The following is a 15,453-nucleotide window of genomic DNA, read 5'->3' on the forward strand; positions in this document are numbered from 1 at the left end:
GCTAGCCTACCGCACACGTTTTTCTGGAGCCGGCCCGATGCACGACGTTCCCGCGGTCCATGTCCGGCGCACGCCCGCCGGCTGGCACCTGCCCGGTATCGCCAACCTGCATTCGCACGCCTTCCAGCGGACGATGGCCGGGCTGGCCGAAGTGCAGACCGATCCGGCGGATTCGTTCTGGACCTGGCGCGAGACCATGTACCGCATGGCGGGCCGCTTCGATCCCGACACGCTGCGCGCCGTGGCCACGCAGCTCTACGTCGAGATGCTCGAAGCCGGTTACACCACGGTCTGCGAATTCCACTACATCCACCACGCCCCCGACGGTACGCCGTATGCGCCGGCCAGCGCGATGTCCGATGCGCTGATCGAGGCGGCGGACGCCACCGGCATCCGTCTGGCCCTGTTGCCGGTGCTGTACATGCGCGGCGGCTTCGACGGGCGCGCGCTGGGCGCGCATCAGCGGCGTTTCGGCCACGACGTCGATGCCTATCTGCGCCTGTTCACGGATCTGCACGCGCGGCAGCACCCCGGCCTGCGTGTCGGCTGCGCCCTGCACAGCCTGCGTGCGGTGGCCGAGGACGCGATGCAGGCCGTGCTCGCCGCGCTGCCGGCCGATGCCCGCGTGCACGTGCACATCGCCGAACAGATCGCCGAGGTCGAGGAATGCGTCGCGATACGCGGCGCGCGGCCGGTCGCCTGGCTGCTGGACCACGCGCAGGTCGATGCGCGCTGGACGCTGGTCCATGCCACGCATCTCGACGCATCGGAGATCGCGGGCATCGCGCAGAGTGGGGCGACGGTCGCGATCTGCCCGACCACCGAAGCCAATCTCGGCGACGGCCTGTTTCCGCTGCGCGCGTATCTCGACGCCGGCGGCGCCTGGGGCATCGGGTCCGACTCCCACGTCTCGATCTCGCCTGTCGAAGAACTGCGCTGGCTCGAATACGGCCAGCGTCTGGTCACGCGTCGGCGCAACATCGCCGTCGCTCGTGACACGCCCAGCGTGGGCCGCACCCTGGTCGAAGGCGTCGTGCGCAGCGCCGCCGCGTCGACAGGGTTCGACATGCGCGACGACCACGTGGTCCTCGACGCCGACGCCGCGCTGCTCGCCGGCGCCACCGAGCACGACGTGCTCGACCGCTGGATCTTCGCCGGCAACCGGCCGCTGGTCCGCGAGGTGCGCGTGGCCGGCCAGACGCGTGTCCGCGACGGACGTCACCCGCTGCACGCCGACGCGGCGCGCGGCTATGCCGCGGCGATGCACCGGTTGCTCGCCGCGTCGTGAGCGACGCGCTGCGCATCCGTCCGGCGCAACCGGCCGATCGCGCGGCGCTCGTCGCGATCTATGCCCGCGCCAAGCTCGACGAACTGGCCCACGAACCGGTCGTGCCGGCGCTGGTCCCGCTGCCGCAGGACCGCGCGCGTCTCGCCACGCTCGATGCGTCGGAGATCTTCGTGGCCTGCGCGGCGTGCGTGCTCGGCTTCGGCGCGCGCACGACGGGCCGGATCACGATGCTGTTCGTCGATCCCGCCGCGCGCGGCGCCGGGATCGGCGCGGCGCTGCTGAGGCACATGCTCGCCGGCATGGCGGGGGCGGTCGAGCTGGACGTCGTGGCCTCGAATGCCGCGGCACTGGCTCTGTACCGGCGTGCGGGCTTCGTGCACGGCGAGCGCGGCCGCGCCGTCTACAACGGGGTGGCGGTGGACGTGCTGCGCCTGCGCCGTCCGGCCTGAGCAGGCGGCTTCCGTCGCGGCGAGCGCGCGTTCGTCGCAGCGGAGCAGGGGTTCGTCGCATCGTCCGGCGCGGGCGGCGAAGCGGTTGCAGCATGGCACCATCGTCACGCAAGGAGTCCGCCATGTTGAAGTCCGCATTGAGTCTCGCCATCGCCCTGTCGGCCTGTGCGTCCGCGGTGGCCGCACCGCTCACCGACGCCGCGCTGGCGCAGATCGTCGATCGGCGTCTGGCCGGTGATCGCACCGGCGCGTGTTTCGCGGTCGCGGTGATCGACGGGTCCCATGTGGCCCGCAGCTATCGCTGCGCGAACGCCGGCGCGCCGCCGCGCATCGGTGCCGACAGCGCGTTCGAGATCGGTTCGGTGTCCAAGACCATGACCGCCGCGCTGCTGGCGGGCCTGATCGCGGAGGGCCGCGCATCGCTCGACGATCCGCTGTCGGCCTACCTGCCCGAAGGCACGGCCGTGCCCGAGTACCAGGGCCAGCCGATCCGCCTGCGTCATATCGTCACCCACACCTCCGGCCTGCCGGCATTGCCCACGCGCATGCAGGGCGCGGACCCGGCGAATCCCTATGCGGCGCTGGACGACGGTGCGCTGCTGGCGTCACTCGGCGACGTCACCCTGGCGCAGGCACCGGGCAGCCGCTTCGAGTACTCGAACTTCGCCTCGATGCTGTTGTCCTACGCCGTCGCGCGGCGCGCGGGCCAGCCGTTCGAAGCCGCGCTCGATGCGCGGGTATTCACGCCGCTCGCCATGCAGGGGGCCTACATCGCGCAGCCACCCGCGGGCGTGCGTGCCGCGCCGGGCCACGTGCCCGGCGGTCAGGTCACACCGGCCTGGACCTTTCCCGACGCGCTGGCCGGGGTCGGCGGTGTACGCGCGACCCTCGACGACATGGTGCGCTACGTCCAGGCGCAGCTCGGCGACGTGCCCGGGAGTGCGGCCACGGCGACAGTGGCCGCGCTGAAGCTCACCCAGCAGCCGGTCTCCGAGCAGCCGCCGATGGCGATGCACTGGATGCGGGTGCCGGTCAACGGACGCGAGGTGCTGATGCACGAGGGCGGCACGGGCGGCTTCTCGGCTCTGGTCGGCTTCGATCCCGGTCGCGAGCGTGGCGTGGTGGTGCTGTCGGATACCGCGCTCACCGCGCTCGGTGGGCTCGGCAGTCTGGGCATGCATCTGCTCGATCCCGCCGTGCCGATCGGCGCACCGCGGCGCGCGACCACGCCGCCGGACGCCGTGCTCGACGGCCTGGTCGGCACCTGGCGCCTCGGAGCGGACATGCGGGTCGAACTCTGCGCGCGGGCGATACGCTGACAATCCGCCCGGACGGCCAGCCGACGTTCGAGCTCGGCTACGACGATGCAGGTGATTTCTACCCGCTGCAGTTCGACGCGCTGCTGTCACCCCGTCGCGCGGCCGACGGCCGCTACGCGTTCGCCTGGCACCAGGGCGGCGCCGTGCTCGCGGCGACGCGGGTCGACGCGGCCACGCCGTCGCCGCCGGCGCTCTCGGCCGACCAACTCGCAGCGTATGCGGGCGTGTACACACTGATGCCCGGCTTCGTGCTGACGATCGATGCCGCCGACGGACGGCTGCGCGCACAGGCGACGGGACAGAGCGCGTTCCTGCTCGAGGCGATCGGCCGCGATCGCTTCGGCGCGGCGGCGTTCGGCATCGAGCTGCAGTTCGAGCGCGGGCCCGACGGCGCGGTGCGCGCCCTGGAGCTGCATCAGGGCGGGCGGGTGCAGCGTGGCAGCCGTGGTTGAGGGGCCGGGGCTGCACACCGGCCCGCTGTCGCTGCGTCGCCCGTTGCCGGACGACGTCGTGGTCGGCGGTGACTTCCTGTGGACACGCTACCGTCGCTATCCGGTGTTCAGCGCGCCGTGGCTGGCCGGGCGCACCCTGCTGTTCGGCAGCCTGATCCTGATCTTCGCCATCCTCACGCTGCTGGGCACGCTGATGGCGCCGGTCACCCTGCGCGGCGCGCTCGGTGCGAGCGCCTATACCTTCGTCGGGTTTCTGATGATGACCACGGCCGGGCCGGGTCTCGCCACTCTGACCCGTCATCTCGGCCTGGCCGCGCGCGTCGAGCGGGTCCTCGTGGTGCTGGCGCTGTGTGCGGGCATCGCGGTGGCCTATGGCGTCGACAGCTGGGCGAGCGCGCACATCAACGCCTTTCTGGTCTCGGAGATGGGGTACGGCCTGATCGATCGCGACAGCCTCGAGCAGCAGACCGCGCAGCCGGTGATCCAGCAGCTCGGCTTCGTGGTCAAGCTGATGACGGCGTTGCTGATCTACGGGCTGCTGGGCGGCGGCGCCGCCGTGCGGGCCTACTTCAGCGAACAGCGGCGTCTGGCCGAAAGCCGTCATCGCCGCGAACTGGCGGCGGCGCAGTCGCGCCAGCACGAGTCCGAGCTGCGCCTGGGCGCCCTGCAGGCGCAGGTCGAGCCGCACTTCCTGTTCAACACCCTGGCCTCGGTACGCGCGCTGGTGCGCCAGGACGCAGGCCGTGCCGAGGCGATGCTCGACGCGCTGGTGGACTACCTGCGCAGCACGATCCCGCGGTTGCGCGACGATCAGGCGCGGCTGGCCTCCACGCTCGGCGAACAGCTCGATCTGTGCGCGCGTTATCTCGAGGTCATGCGCCTGCGCACCGGCGACCGCCTGCAATACACCGTCGAGGCCGACGACGCGCTGCGCGGTCTGGCGTATCCGCCGTTGCTGCTGATCACGCTGGTGGAAAACGCGGTCAAGCACGGCATCGAACCCAGGCCGGGCGCAGGCCGGATCGCCATTCGCGCGTGGACGGCCGACGACGCGCTGCGCGTGCGTGTGGTCGACGACGGCGCCGGCCTGTCCCCGGGTGTCGGCGGCGGCATGGGTCTGGCCAACGTGCGCGAGCAGCTCGCCGTCCGCTTCGGGCCGCGCGCGTCGCTGCGCCTGAGCGGCGCACCGGGTGGCGGCGCCCAGGCCGAGATCCGCACGCCGCTGGACGCACGTCCATGAGCGGCGTGTCGATCACCGCGCTGATCGCCGAGGACGAGGCGCCCCAGCGTGCGGCCCTGCTGGACATGCTCGACGCCGCATGGCCGGAGCTGGAGCTCGTCGCGGCGTGCGAGGACGGCATCGCCGCACTGCAGGCCGCCGCCGAACACCGTCCGCGCGTCGCCTTTCTCGATATCCGCATGCCCGGCGTGGGCGGACTCGACGTCGCACGCGCCGTCGCGGCCGGCGGCGGGCTGGTGGTGTTCACCACCGCTTATGACGAATACGCCATCCGCGCCTTCGACGCCGGCGCCGTCGACTACCTGCTCAAGCCGGTGACCGAAGCCCGGCTGCGGATGGCCGTGGCGCGGCTGCAGGCGCGGCTGGCGCAGCCGCCGGCGGACGATCTGCAGGCGCGCGTGGACGAGCTGGAAGCCCGGCTGCGTCCTGCGGGCGACCGTCTGATCCGCTGGATCAGCGCCGGCGTCGGCGATCACGTGCGCATGATCGGCATCGACGAGGTGCTGTTCTTCCAGGCGCAGGACAAGTACGTGCGCGTGGTGACGGCCGAGGGCGAGGCGCTGATCCGCACGCCGCTCAAGGAGCTGCTGGCGGGCCTCGATCCCGACGTGTTCTGGCAGGTGCATCGCGGCACCGTGGTGCGCGTGTCGACGATCGCCCGCGTGCGGCGTGACGAACTCGGCAGGAGCCGCATCGAGCTGCGCGGGCATCGCGAAACACTGCCGGTGAGCGCGGCGTTCGTGCACCGCTTCCGCGGCATGTGAGGCCGGGGTGCAGCGCACCGGCGGCACGCGCGCCCGCACCGCCTACAGCAGGCGATCGCCGCGCGGCCACGCGCCTTCGAGCGTCAGCAGGAACTGCTTTGTCGGCAGGCCGCCGCCGAAGCCGGTCAGTGCGCCGCCTGCGCCGATGACGCGGTGGCAGGGCACCACGATCGACAGGGGATTGCGTCCGTTGGCGGCGCCGACCGCGCGGCTCGCGCCAGGCCGGCCGATCATGCGCGCCAGATCGACGTAGCTCGCCGTCGCGCCGTAAGGAATCCGCGTGAGTGCGGCCCACACCTCGCCCTGGAACGGCGTGCCGCGCGCGGCGAGCGGCAGGTCGAACGTGCGGCGCGTGCCCGCGAAATACTCGGCGAGCTGCTGCTCCGTCGCGTCGAGCACCGCATGCGCGCCCTGGCGCCAGTGGTCGCCGCGCGACACGGGGTGGCGATGCCGGGCGAATTCCACGGCGTGCAGGCCGGCATCGGACGCGGCGAGAAACAGCGGACCGACGGGGCTTGCGACGGCGCGGGTGAACACGTGCGGGGTGGCGTGGCTCATGGCGATGGCTTCCGGATGGAACGGGCGCGCTGGCGCGCCGGTGTCGCGGTGCGCGCGGGCGTCGATGCAGCCGCCTCGCGCCACAGATGAAAAACCGCATAGCCGCGCCATGGCCGCCACGCCTCGGCGTGGGCACGCAGGGCCATGGCGGTCATGCGCGTGCCGTCCGTCGGCAGCATCTTCTGCAGCACAAGATCCTCGGCGGGAAACGCGTCGGGATGACCGAGCGCGCGCAAGGCGATGTACTGCGCGGTCCACGGGCCGATGCCCGGAAGCGCCACCCAGCGGGCGACGTGGTCGTCGAGCGTGCATGCGCGATCGAAATCCACCCGGCCCTCGAGCAGCGCCGCCGCGATGCCGCGGATCGTGGCGATCCGGCTGCCGATCAGGCCGAGGCCGTCGAGGTCCGCATCCACCAGTACCGCCGGCGTCGGAAACAGATGCGCGAAGCCCTGCGCGGCGAACGCCTCCGGCAGCGCCGCGCCGAAGCGCTGCGACAGCCGCGCGGTGAGCGTGCGCGCGGCCGCGACGCTGACCTGCTGGCCGATGACCGCACGCACCGCGATCTCGAAACCGTCCCAGCCGCTGGGCAGGCGCAGGCCGGGGCGTGCGCGCACCAGCGGCGCCAGGCGTGGATCGCGCGCGAGATGCGCGGCGATCGGTGCGGGGTCGGCATCCAGATCGAACATCCGGCGCACGCGCCGCACCGTGTCCTGCAACTGCGTGGGCGTGCAGCCGTGCAGATCGAGGCGCAGCGCCTCCGGCGCCGGCTCGCCGCGCGCTGCCGGCCAGGCGCCCACGCGCAACCAGGCGGGCGTGTCGGCGGTGCCGATCACGCGGGTGTAGTGCGTGGCGTCGACGATCTCGATCCCCGGCAGCGCACGCCCGCGCAGGAAATCGAGCATCGCCGGCAGGTCGTAGGGCGGACGGTAGGCGAGCCGCAGCGTCAGCGCATCGCCCGTCGCGGCGCGCGGGGCCTTGCGCAGATCGCGCGGCGGCAGGCGGTAGGCGTCCTGGAACACGGCATTGAAGCGGCGCACGCTGTTGAAGCCGGCCGCCAGGGCGACCTCGGTGATCGGCAACGCGGTCTCGGTGAGCAGCTGCTTGGCGAACAGCAGGCGTCGCGTGCCGTGCACACCCACCGGCGCCGCGCCCAGTCGCTCGACGAACAGGCGCCGCAGCTGGCGCTCGCCCAGATGCAGACGCGCGGCGAGTGCCGACAGCGGCGCGTCGTTCAGTGCGCCCTGGTCGATCAGGGCCAGCGCGCGGGCCACGATGTCGTCACCGCGGTGGCGGTGGCCGTCGCCGGGCGCGAGCTCCGGCCGGCAGCGCAGGCAGGGACGGAAGCCCGCGGCCTCGGCCGCTGCGGCATTCGGGTAGTAGACGACGTTCCGCGCCTTGGGCGCAGGCGCGGGACACACGGGCCGGCAATAGATGCCGGTGGTGCGCACCGCGGTGAAGAACAGGCCGTCGAACCGCGCGTCGCGGCTCAGGCGGGCCTGTTCGCAGGTGGCGGCGTCGGGCAGGGCGCTCGGAGACGACATGCCCGCAGGCTAGCACCGGGCCCCGCGCCTGACTGGCCGGATTCGGACATCGATGCCGGTGCCGCGGCGCGGTCGACCTGCGCCCGTGTTCGCCGCGGGTCTCAGGGCGCGGTGTCGCGCAGCGCCGGGCGCAGTGTGTCCGGATCGCCGTCGTGATCGGCCGGAGTGACGCCGAGCAGATGCGTCAGCAGCGGATAGACGTCGACGTTGTCGAAGCCGTCCAGCGTGAGCCCCTGCCGGAAGGCCGGGCCGTGGGCGATGAACATCGCGCGCATCTCGGGCAGGTCGGGATCGTAGCCGTGCGAGCCGCGGGTGCGCGCCGGCCGGCGTGCGATGGCCTCTCCGGGAATCGCATCCCAGCCCGGATGCATCTGGCAGACGATCGGCGGCACGCGCGGATGGGTGCCGAAGTGCCAGCGCGGCGGCAGCGCCTCGCGCCGCCAGCAGTCGTAGTGCGCGTGCGCCCCGAGCAGCCGCGCGGCCACACGTGTTTCATACCCCGGGTTCGGCACCAGGCCGATCACCTGGCCGGTGGAGACGATGCGCGCCTCGTCCGGCGACGCCATCGACTCCACCGCGATCACCTGGCCTTCGGGCACGTCGGTCATGCCGTGGTCGGACACCACCACCAGGTTCACCCGGTCCGAGGCGCCACGCTCATGCAGTCCCGCGACCAGCCGGGCCAGCGCGCGGTCCACCAGGCGCAGCGCCTCGCGGTATTCCGGCGAACTCGGGCCGTAGTCGTGACCCGCCTTGTCGGGATGCTCGAAGTACAGCGTCGCCAGGCGCGGGCGTGTCGCCGGCGGCTCGTCGATCCACCCGAGCACGGTGTCCACCCGGACGTCGATCGGCCGGCTGTAATCGAAGGCGAACCAGCGCGTCGGCCGCACGCCGCGCACCGCGGCCTCGCTGCCCGGCCACGACAGCGTGGCGGTCGCCAGTCCGGCCCGTTCGGCCGTGACCCACAGCGGCTCGCCGTCGGCGTACCACTCGCCGTTGCCCACGGCCTCGCGGTCGGACAGCCGGAACTCGCCCAGCGTCTCGTCGTGCATGGCGTTGTGGATCAGACCGTGGCGATCGGGGCGCAGGCCGGTCACCAGCGTGTAGTGGTTGGGGAAGGTCAACGACGGATACGACGGCCGCATCCACGCCTGCACGCCGTCGCGGGCCAGTGCGTCCAGTGTCGGCGTATCGCCGCGGCCCAGCGCGTCGGGGCGCACGCCGTCGAGCGAGACCAGCAGCAGCGTCGGCGCGTCGTCGGATACGGGCGCCGGCCGGTCGGCGAGCGGGGCGCTGCTGCAGGCGCACAACCACAGCACGGAGAGCAGCGCGGCTACGCGCGCACGGAGCAGTTCGGACATGTGCACATGATACCGGCGCTGCATGACGCTTCGTGTTCGGTGGGCGGTGCGCGGCGGGCCCCGCCCGGAGTGCGCGCGTCTGTGCGAAGGCGCGTCCTGCGAGCCCCGTTCAATGCGACGCGGCCTGAACGTTCAGCCAATCCAGACCACAGCCCACCCGGCCGGGCGTATCGTGCATGCACTCGATTGCCACATGCGGAGATGCGCGATGAACAGCAAATGGTGGATTGCCGCGATGTGCGCCGGCCTCGCCCTCGGGACGGTGTCGCACGTCGCCCATGCGCAGCAGCAGGAAGAAGAGGAGGAAGCCCGACGCGACCGCGGCCAGCGGGCCAGTCCTTCGGACCGGTTCTGTATCCGCGAAACCGGCTCCCGCATCACCGCGAACGCCAATGCGCGCTCGCGCCGCGCCGAGCAGGAGTGCGTCAACGGCGGCGGCCGCGTCTACACCCGTGAGGACATCGAGCGCACCGGTTCGGCCGACATCAAGGATGCGCTGCGCCGGCTCGACCCGTCGGTGTTCTGAGCCGACGTCTGCGCTGCACCACGAGGGAGTGCGCCCGCAGGCGCACTCCCTTTTTTGTGGCCTGCGGATCAGAACCGCAGTTCGGCGCCCAGGGTCACGGTGCGCGCGGTGCTCACGTCGTCGTCGAAGCGATAACGGTTGCCGTCGCGATAGATCGACGAGTACGCATAGCCGTTGACCATCGCGTTGACGTTGAAGCTGCGGGTCACGTCCACACCCAGGCCGAGGCCGAAGTACGCACCACCGCCGTCGTCGCTGAAGCGGCCCTCTTCGCTCAGGCCCGGTGCTTCGTAGCGGTAGCGGAACTCCTGGTCGTAGCCCATGTAGCCGAGCCGCGCGATCGCGAACCAGCGGCTGTCGGCGCCGAACTGGAACCGCGCGTTCGCGCCCACGTAGCCGTAGTCGGCCTCGAACTCGCGGCGCTCCGCATAGCCCGAGAGCGCGTAGCTTTCGCCGATCTCGCCCAGCCGGCCGTAGCCTGCTTCCACGCCGATCAGCACCGGCGATGCGCCGGCCTGCCAGCGGTAGCCCGCGCCGATCGACTGCGTGCTGCTGCTGTCGTCCCTGAAACCGGTGTCCGACAGCGTTGCCCGGCCGGCCTGCGCGCCGACGAAGAAGCCGCCTTGGGCCTGCGCGCACGGCACGGCCAGAACACCTGCGATGGCGATCAGCGCCACGCGTCCACACTTGATCATGTTGTCCCCTTGCTGATGAAACCGCTGCGGCCGTCGCGACCGGTGCGGTCCCCGCGTCCCGCGGGGCGCGGAGTCTAGCCCGCGGCTGCGCGCCGCGTCATCAGCAGGCGTCGGACTGTCCGCTCACGTAGCGCAGGCCGCGCAGCAACTGCGCGCGGAACACCGGATCGGCATACAGCGCGGCGTCGTGGCCGAGGCCGGTGTACCAGGCACGGCCGCCGGCATTGCGGTGACACCAGGCGATGGGATGGTCGTCGCCCATGCCGCCATCGGGATGCGAGGCGGGATCGATCGAGGCGGTCACGCGCACGTGCGGCCGCGGATTGCGCCGGTAGTCGTAGACCTCGTCGGTGACATGCCAATCCTGCCGTCCATCAGGGCCGGCACCATCTTCGAACACCACGCGTACCGACTGCAGCCCTTCCGGATGCCGTGCGAACCACGCGCCCACCAGCTCGCCGTACCAGGGCCAGGTGTAGCCGCTGTCGGCCGCGGCGTGCACGCCCATGAAGCCGCCGCCGGCCGCCACATAGCGTTCGAACGCGGCCTGCTGCGGACGCGCCAGCACCTCGCGCGTGGTGTGTGCGAACACCACGGCGACATAGCGTGACAACGTGGCGTCGTCGAACATCGCGGGATCTTCGGTGGCGTCCACCTCGAGGCCGGTGCCGCGGCCCAGCGCCTCCAGCGTCTCGACCGTCACCGGAATCGAATCGTGGCGGAAGCCGGCCGTGTGCGTGAACACCAGCACGCGCCCGGGCGTGGCGTCGCTGGCGGCGCCGCGGGGCGTGTGCGGGGCTGTGGAGGCGCAGGCGGCGAGGCCGGTCAGCAGGGCGGCGCCGAGAGCGAAACGTGGAGAAGTCATGCCCGTAGCTTAGGCGCAGCGCAGGCCGGCGCTCACGCCGCAGCGCGGCAGGCCGCGATGCACCGCGGTGCGATAATCGCCGCATCGTCATTGCAGGAATGCACCGCCATGTCCGACACCGCTTCGCGCCACGACCCCTCGCGCGTCATCCGCGCCCCGCGCGGCACCGACCTCAGCTGCCGCTCGTGGCTCACCGAAGCGCCGCTGCGCATGCTGATGAACAATCTCGACCCCGAGGTGGCCGAGCGCCCGGAAGATCTCGTCGTCTACGGCGGCATCGGCCGCGCCGTGCGCGACTGGGCCTGTTACGACGCGATCATCGAATCGCTCAAGACCCTCGGCGACGACGAAACCCTGCTGGTGCAGTCCGGCAAGCCGGTCGGCGTGTTCCGCACGCACGCCGACGCGCCGCGTGTGCTGATCGCCAACTCCAATCTCGTGCCGCACTGGGCCACGTGGGAGCACTTCCACGAACTCGACCGCAAGGGCCTGGCGATGTACGGCCAGATGACCGCAGGCAGTTGGATCTACATCGGCAGCCAGGGCATCGTGCAGGGCACCTTTGAAACCTTCGTCGAGATGGGCCGCCAGCATTACGGCGGCGATCTCACCGGCAAGTGGATTCTCACCGCCGGGCTGGGCGGCATGGGCGGCGCGCAGCCGCTGGCCGCGAGCCTCGCCGGTGCCTGCAGCCTGACCATCGAATGCCAGCAGAGCCGCATCGATTTCCGCATCAAGACGCGCTACGTCGACGAGCAGGCCACCGATCTCGACGACGCGCTCGCGCGCATCGAAAAGTACACGCAGGCCGGCGAAGCCAAATCCATCGCGCTGCTGGGCAACGCGGCCGAGGTGCTGCCGGAGCTGGTAAAGCGCGGCGTGCGCCCGGATTGCGTGACCGACCAGACCAGTGCGCACGATCCCGTGCACGGCTATCTGCCGATCGGCTGGACCGTCGAGCAGTGGATCGCCGAGCAGTCGGCCAATCCGGAGAAGGTGCGCGACGCCGCCAAGCAATCCATGCGCGTGCATGTCGAAGCGATGCTGGCCTTCCATGCGGCCGGCATTCCCACCGTCGACTACGGCAACAACATCCGCCAGATGGCCAAGGACGAAGGCTGCGCCAACGCCTTCGATTTCCCCGGCTTCGTGCCGGCCTATGTGCGCCCGCTGTTCTGCCGCGGCATCGGCCCGTTCCGCTGGGTCGCACTCAGCGGCGATCCCGAGGACATCGCGAAAACCGACGCCAAGGTCAAGGAACTCATCCCGGATGACCCGCACCTGCATCGCTGGCTCGACATGGCCGGCGAGCGCATCGCCTTCCAGGGCCTGCCCGCGCGCATCTGCTGGGTAGGCCTCGGCCTGCGCGACAAGCTGGGCCTCGCCTTCAACGAGATGGTGCGCAACGGCGAACTGAAGGCGCCGATCGTGATCGGCCGCGACCATCTCGATTCCGGCTCCGTCGCCTCCCCGAACCGCGAGACCGAAGCCATGGCCGACGGCAGTGACGCCGTCAGCGACTGGCCGCTGCTCAACGCCATGCTCAACGTCGCCGGCGGCGCCACCTGGGTGAGCCTGCATCACGGCGGCGGCGTCGGTATGGGCTACTCGCAGCACTCGGGCGTGGTCATCGTCTGCGACGGCACGGCAGAAGCCGACACGCGCATCGCCCGCGTGCTGTGGAACGACCCCGGCACCGGCGTCATGCGCCATGCCGATGCCGGTTACGACATCGCGAAGGACTGCGCCCGCGAACAGGGCCTCAAGCTGCCGATGGTGCAGGCATGAACGCCGCCACCGACCGCGTGCCGCTGCGCATCGATTTCGTCTCCGACATCGTCTGCCCCTGGTGCGCCATCGGCCTGACCGCCCTCGATCAGGCACTCGCGCGCCTGCCCGCGAACGTGGATGTCGAATTCCACGTACGCCCCTTCGAACTGAACCCGCAGATGGCGCCGGACGGCGAAGACATCGCCGAGCACCTGACGCGCAAGTACGGCCTGTCGCCCGAGCAACTGACCGCCGCCCGCGCCAACCTCCAGGCCCGCGGCGCCGAGGTCGGCTTCGCCTTCGGCGAGCGTCATCGCACCTGGAACACCTTCGACGCGCACCGCCTGCTGCACTGGGCCGGCATCGAAGGCCTGCAATTCAACCTCAAGCTCGCCCTGCTGCAGGCGTATCACGGCGACGGCGAGAACGTCAGCGATCATGCGACGCTGGTTCGCATCGCCGCGGGCGTGGGGCTGGATGCCGAGCGCGCCGCCGCGATCCTGGCGTCCGACGAATACGCCGACGTGGTCCGCGCCGAGGAACAGTTCTTCATCCGCAGCGGCATCAACAGTGTGCCGGCGGTGATCATCGACCAGAAGCACCTGATCTCGGGTGGGCAGCCGGTGGAGGTGTTCGAGCGGGCGCTCAGGGAGATTCTGGCGGGCAAAGCAGGAGGAACAGGGGCTGGCGCCGAATAGGCGCACCGGCGTCGAAGGTTCGGGCTTTCGTCTGGCTGGCGGATCAGGTCACGCCGCGGGTCGCGCGTGGCGCATGGCTCGGTGCAGCTTGCAGGCTGCCCGAAGCGCATTTTTTCCGCCTGTCAGAAAATTTGCATATCGCACATTTCGAGGAATTCGCCGTGCAGTTATGCGCTGGGTGCAGAGAGAGGCTCTGCCGTTTGCAGGAGTAAGCAAGTGACTGTTTCCGGTAGGGTTTGCAGCGTTGACAGCCGCAGGGGCGTCTAAGATGATCCGTGCACGGCGCGCGGCCTCCATGGCGCTCATGCGGATAATGGTCGTTTCGCTTGAGATCGTAGAAGATCCAGTGACAGGACAGTTTGAGTTCTGCTTTTCTACGGCATGCCTTCGCTCATCCTTCTCGAGGTGCGTTGATGAGCTTGACCCCAAGTTGCAGAATGGCACCTCACGATTCATTCAACCCGAAACCGCTTCGCGGTTCGGCTCAACTCAGGTACTAGGCCATTGAGTCTGGGAGCATCGCTAATACTGATTCTCCCTATGGCAGTGCATGTCGCACTTGCGGCATTCTTGTATGCCGCGCTCACCGTTGCCCGTGCGCCTGTGGTCTGGGGAGTTGGCCGCAAGCCTGAAGGCAGCAATCCGCTGGGATCGTTCGAGCCTCGCATCAGCGCCAATCTTGCCAACCAGTTCGAGTGGCCGCTCTTCTTCCATGCGGCTTGCCTGTTGTTGCTGCACCTCGAGCTTCAGTTCAGCCCAACCGTCTTGGTGCTTGCATGGGCCTTCATCATCGGCAGGCTTCTGCACAGCGGCGTGCAGATCTTCATCGGCAACGTCCGCCTCAGGGACATGGTGTTCACGGTCAACTTCCTCGCCGTGCTGGGACTTTGGTGCGTTCTTTTCCATGCCGCCTACAGCGCGGCGACGCTTTAGGCCGGTCGCTTGGGGGTCGTGGTGCGTACTTTGGATTCACTTCCACCCCAGCCCAACTGCGCGTTTCAGCGTAAACGCCGGCTGGCGCCGGTGTTTACGCTCTACGCTGAGCTTGGGTGCTAGATGGAGATGGCGGTTCCAGGTTAACTAACCAGATTATTAATTTTTATCTGGAATCGTTGGCTGGTTGTGCATGTCCGAGCCAGGATCGGTGCGGCTCAACTCGAGGTCAGGTTTTTTTCGAGGCTACCAAAGTGTCCAATGCCACTACTCAGTAAAAATCGCTCGGGGCCTTCCGATGTCATCTGGTTGTGGTCTATGGCCGCGGCTTTTGCATGCGTACTGATCTACCCGGGCGGCGTGAGCTATGACCTGAAGGTCGGCCTCGCTACTGTGCTCATACTGGATTCGATCGGTGCTGCTATCGTTCTCTACGTGTACACGAAATTTGATTTTGCAAACAACGTGTTTGATGCGCTTCTCGCAATATTTTTCTTTGTAATTCTGCTCGTGGCCTTCTTTAATTTTCTGGGTCACGACCTCTACGCCGCTCTTGCTGTAATTGCAGTGATTCGGTGTGCGTACGATGTCTATGTGTACATGCGTACGCCGCTTGGGGAGTCGGGCGTGCACGCGCGAAGATACTTCAATATCTTTCTCCAAGCTGCAATCCCGCTCGGCTACGTCACTGTGTTTGCCCTGATCGCACCGCAGGTGGATTACTCCGTTCGACGTGACGAGCGCTTCTTTGAGTGCGATACAGACGTATGCAAGCTCCTCTCACCCCCGGACGCGTACATCCTCTTCGGGCTGTTCCTGTATCCGTTGCTTGGCTGGCTAAACCTCAAATGGCAGCCGCAGTGGATGCGCTGGATCCCATGCCCAAAGCGCTTTGAGGATTAGGGCCGTAGGTCGCGATTTCAGGTTCAGCTGCTGAATGATCAGGTCGGTGGGTGATGCAGCCGAATGTCGATCTGCCCCCGCGTGGATC

General features: G+C 69.5%; 16 protein-coding genes. 11 read left to right on the forward strand and 5 right to left on the reverse strand.

The features are described from left to right. Positions 1-37: 37 nt before the first annotated feature. The 6 genes from PQS31_RS05630 (at position 38) to PQS31_RS05655 (ending at position 5,512) form a co-directional block, all read left to right on the forward strand. Positions 38-1,288, forward strand: a complete 1,251-nt coding sequence (locus tag PQS31_RS05630; RefSeq protein WP_272761684.1) for a formimidoylglutamate deiminase — start codon at positions 38-40, stop codon at positions 1,286-1,288. Next, complete coding sequence (locus PQS31_RS05635; RefSeq protein WP_272761685.1) at positions 1,285-1,737, forward strand: GNAT family N-acetyltransferase; 453 nt, start codon at positions 1,285-1,287, stop codon at positions 1,735-1,737. The genes PQS31_RS05630 and PQS31_RS05635 overlap by 4 nt, the downstream gene beginning before the upstream one ends. 122 nt (positions 1,738-1,859) lie before the next feature. Further along, positions 1,860-3,056 carry a serine hydrolase domain-containing protein gene (locus tag PQS31_RS05640; RefSeq protein WP_272761687.1) on the forward strand — a complete coding sequence of 399 codons (1,197 nt, stop codon included), beginning with the start codon at positions 1,860-1,862 and terminating at the stop codon, positions 3,054-3,056. Positions 3,057-3,199: 143 nt separating this feature from the next. Next, entirely contained in the window at positions 3,200-3,508 is a 309-nt protein-coding gene (locus PQS31_RS05645; protein ID WP_272761689.1) for a DUF3471 domain-containing protein, read from the forward strand. Then, the gene (locus PQS31_RS05650; RefSeq protein WP_272761690.1) at positions 3,492-4,748 is read left to right on the forward strand and encodes a histidine kinase; all 1,257 of its coding nucleotides are present in this window, start codon (positions 3,492-3,494) and stop codon (positions 4,746-4,748) included. The genes PQS31_RS05645 and PQS31_RS05650 overlap by 17 nt, the downstream gene beginning before the upstream one ends. Beyond that, on the forward strand, positions 4,745-5,512 hold the full coding sequence (locus PQS31_RS05655; RefSeq protein WP_272761691.1) for a LytTR family DNA-binding domain-containing protein: 768 nt from the start codon (positions 4,745-4,747) through the stop codon (positions 5,510-5,512). The genes PQS31_RS05650 and PQS31_RS05655 overlap by 4 nt, the downstream gene beginning before the upstream one ends. Positions 5,513-5,554: 42 nt before the next feature. Here the strand turns inward: PQS31_RS05655 and PQS31_RS05660 are convergent, their stop codons facing one another. From PQS31_RS05660 to PQS31_RS05670, 3 genes are all read right to left on the reverse strand, one after another. Continuing rightward, a complete protein-coding gene (locus tag PQS31_RS05660; RefSeq protein WP_272761692.1) occupies positions 5,555-6,070 on the reverse strand; it encodes a methylated-DNA--[protein]-cysteine S-methyltransferase in 516 nt (171 codons plus the stop codon). After that, positions 6,067-7,614, reverse strand: a complete 1,548-nt coding sequence (locus PQS31_RS05665) for a DNA-3-methyladenine glycosylase 2 (RefSeq protein WP_272761693.1) — start codon at positions 7,612-7,614, stop codon at positions 6,067-6,069. The genes PQS31_RS05660 and PQS31_RS05665 overlap by 4 nt, the downstream gene beginning before the upstream one ends. Before the next feature lie 101 nt (positions 7,615-7,715). Then, a complete protein-coding gene (locus PQS31_RS05670) occupies positions 7,716-8,975 on the reverse strand; it encodes an ectonucleotide pyrophosphatase/phosphodiesterase (protein ID WP_272761694.1) in 1,260 nt (419 codons plus the stop codon). 208 nt (positions 8,976-9,183) lie between these two features. Between PQS31_RS05670 and PQS31_RS05675 the strand changes: the two genes are divergently transcribed. After that, a complete protein-coding gene (locus PQS31_RS05675) occupies positions 9,184-9,501 on the forward strand; it encodes a hypothetical protein (protein ID WP_272761695.1) in 318 nt (105 codons plus the stop codon). 68 nt (positions 9,502-9,569) lie between these two features. Here PQS31_RS05675 and PQS31_RS05680 read toward each other — a convergent pair whose 3' ends face one another. Beyond that, entirely contained in the window at positions 9,570-10,196 is a 627-nt protein-coding gene (locus PQS31_RS05680) for an outer membrane beta-barrel protein (protein ID WP_272761696.1), read from the reverse strand. Positions 10,197-10,296: 100 nt separating this feature from the next. Further along, the gene (locus PQS31_RS05685; protein ID WP_272761697.1) at positions 10,297-11,061 is read right to left on the reverse strand and encodes a ThuA domain-containing protein; all 765 of its coding nucleotides are present in this window, start codon (positions 11,059-11,061) and stop codon (positions 10,297-10,299) included. Positions 11,062-11,169: 108 nt separating this feature from the next. On the opposite strand from PQS31_RS05685, the gene hutU reads away from it, so the two are divergent. From hutU to PQS31_RS05705, 4 genes are all read left to right on the forward strand, one after another. Further along, complete coding sequence (gene hutU / locus PQS31_RS05690) at positions 11,170-12,849, forward strand: urocanate hydratase (RefSeq protein ID WP_272761698.1); 1,680 nt, start codon at positions 11,170-11,172, stop codon at positions 12,847-12,849. Then, on the forward strand, positions 12,846-13,529 hold the full coding sequence (locus tag PQS31_RS05695; protein WP_272761699.1) for a DsbA family oxidoreductase: 684 nt from the start codon (positions 12,846-12,848) through the stop codon (positions 13,527-13,529). The genes hutU and PQS31_RS05695 overlap by 4 nt, the downstream gene beginning before the upstream one ends. A 540-nt stretch (positions 13,530-14,069) precedes the next feature. Further along, positions 14,070-14,462: an MAPEG family protein gene (locus PQS31_RS05700; RefSeq protein ID WP_272761700.1), complete on the forward strand. Its 393-nt coding sequence runs from the start codon at positions 14,070-14,072 to the stop codon at positions 14,460-14,462. A gap of 261 nt (positions 14,463-14,723) precedes the next feature. After that, the gene (locus tag PQS31_RS05705) at positions 14,724-15,365 is read left to right on the forward strand and encodes a hypothetical protein (protein ID WP_272761701.1); all 642 of its coding nucleotides are present in this window, start codon (positions 14,724-14,726) and stop codon (positions 15,363-15,365) included. The last annotated feature ends 88 nt before the right edge of the window (positions 15,366-15,453 follow it).

Source organism: Luteimonas sp. BLCC-B24 (assembly GCF_028550595.1).
GTDB lineage: Bacteria > Pseudomonadota > Gammaproteobacteria > Xanthomonadales > Xanthomonadaceae > Luteimonas.

Bases quoted from the DNA above. Each gene is read 5' to 3' on its own strand.
- PQS31_RS05675 (WP_272761695.1), top strand. From the start codon at position 9,184: ATGAACAGCAAATGGTGGATTGCCGCGATGTGCGCCGGCCTCGCCCTC.
- PQS31_RS05670 (WP_272761694.1), bottom strand. From the start codon at position 8,975: ATGTCCGAACTGCTCCGTGCGCGCGTAGCCGCGCTGCTCTCCGTGCTG.
- hutU (WP_272761698.1), top strand. From the start codon at position 11,170: ATGTCCGACACCGCTTCGCGCCACGACCCCTCGCGCGTCATCCGCGCC.
- PQS31_RS05655 (WP_272761691.1), top strand. From the start codon at position 4,745: ATGAGCGGCGTGTCGATCACCGCGCTGATCGCCGAGGACGAGGCGCCC.
- PQS31_RS05640 (WP_272761687.1), top strand. From the start codon at position 1,860: ATGTTGAAGTCCGCATTGAGTCTCGCCATCGCCCTGTCGGCCTGTGCG.
- PQS31_RS05695 (WP_272761699.1), top strand. From the start codon at position 12,846: ATGAACGCCGCCACCGACCGCGTGCCGCTGCGCATCGATTTCGTCTCC.
- PQS31_RS05685 (WP_272761697.1), bottom strand. From the start codon at position 11,061: ATGACTTCTCCACGTTTCGCTCTCGGCGCCGCCCTGCTGACCGGCCTC.
- PQS31_RS05705 (WP_272761701.1), top strand. From the start codon at position 14,724: ATGCCACTACTCAGTAAAAATCGCTCGGGGCCTTCCGATGTCATCTGG.
- PQS31_RS05630 (WP_272761684.1), top strand. From the start codon at position 38: ATGCACGACGTTCCCGCGGTCCATGTCCGGCGCACGCCCGCCGGCTGG.
- PQS31_RS05680 (WP_272761696.1), bottom strand. From the start codon at position 10,196: ATGATCAAGTGTGGACGCGTGGCGCTGATCGCCATCGCAGGTGTTCTG.
- PQS31_RS05665 (WP_272761693.1), bottom strand. From the start codon at position 7,614: ATGTCGTCTCCGAGCGCCCTGCCCGACGCCGCCACCTGCGAACAGGCC.
- PQS31_RS05660 (WP_272761692.1), bottom strand. From the start codon at position 6,070: ATGAGCCACGCCACCCCGCACGTGTTCACCCGCGCCGTCGCAAGCCCC.
- PQS31_RS05700 (WP_272761700.1), top strand. From the start codon at position 14,070: ATGGCAGTGCATGTCGCACTTGCGGCATTCTTGTATGCCGCGCTCACC.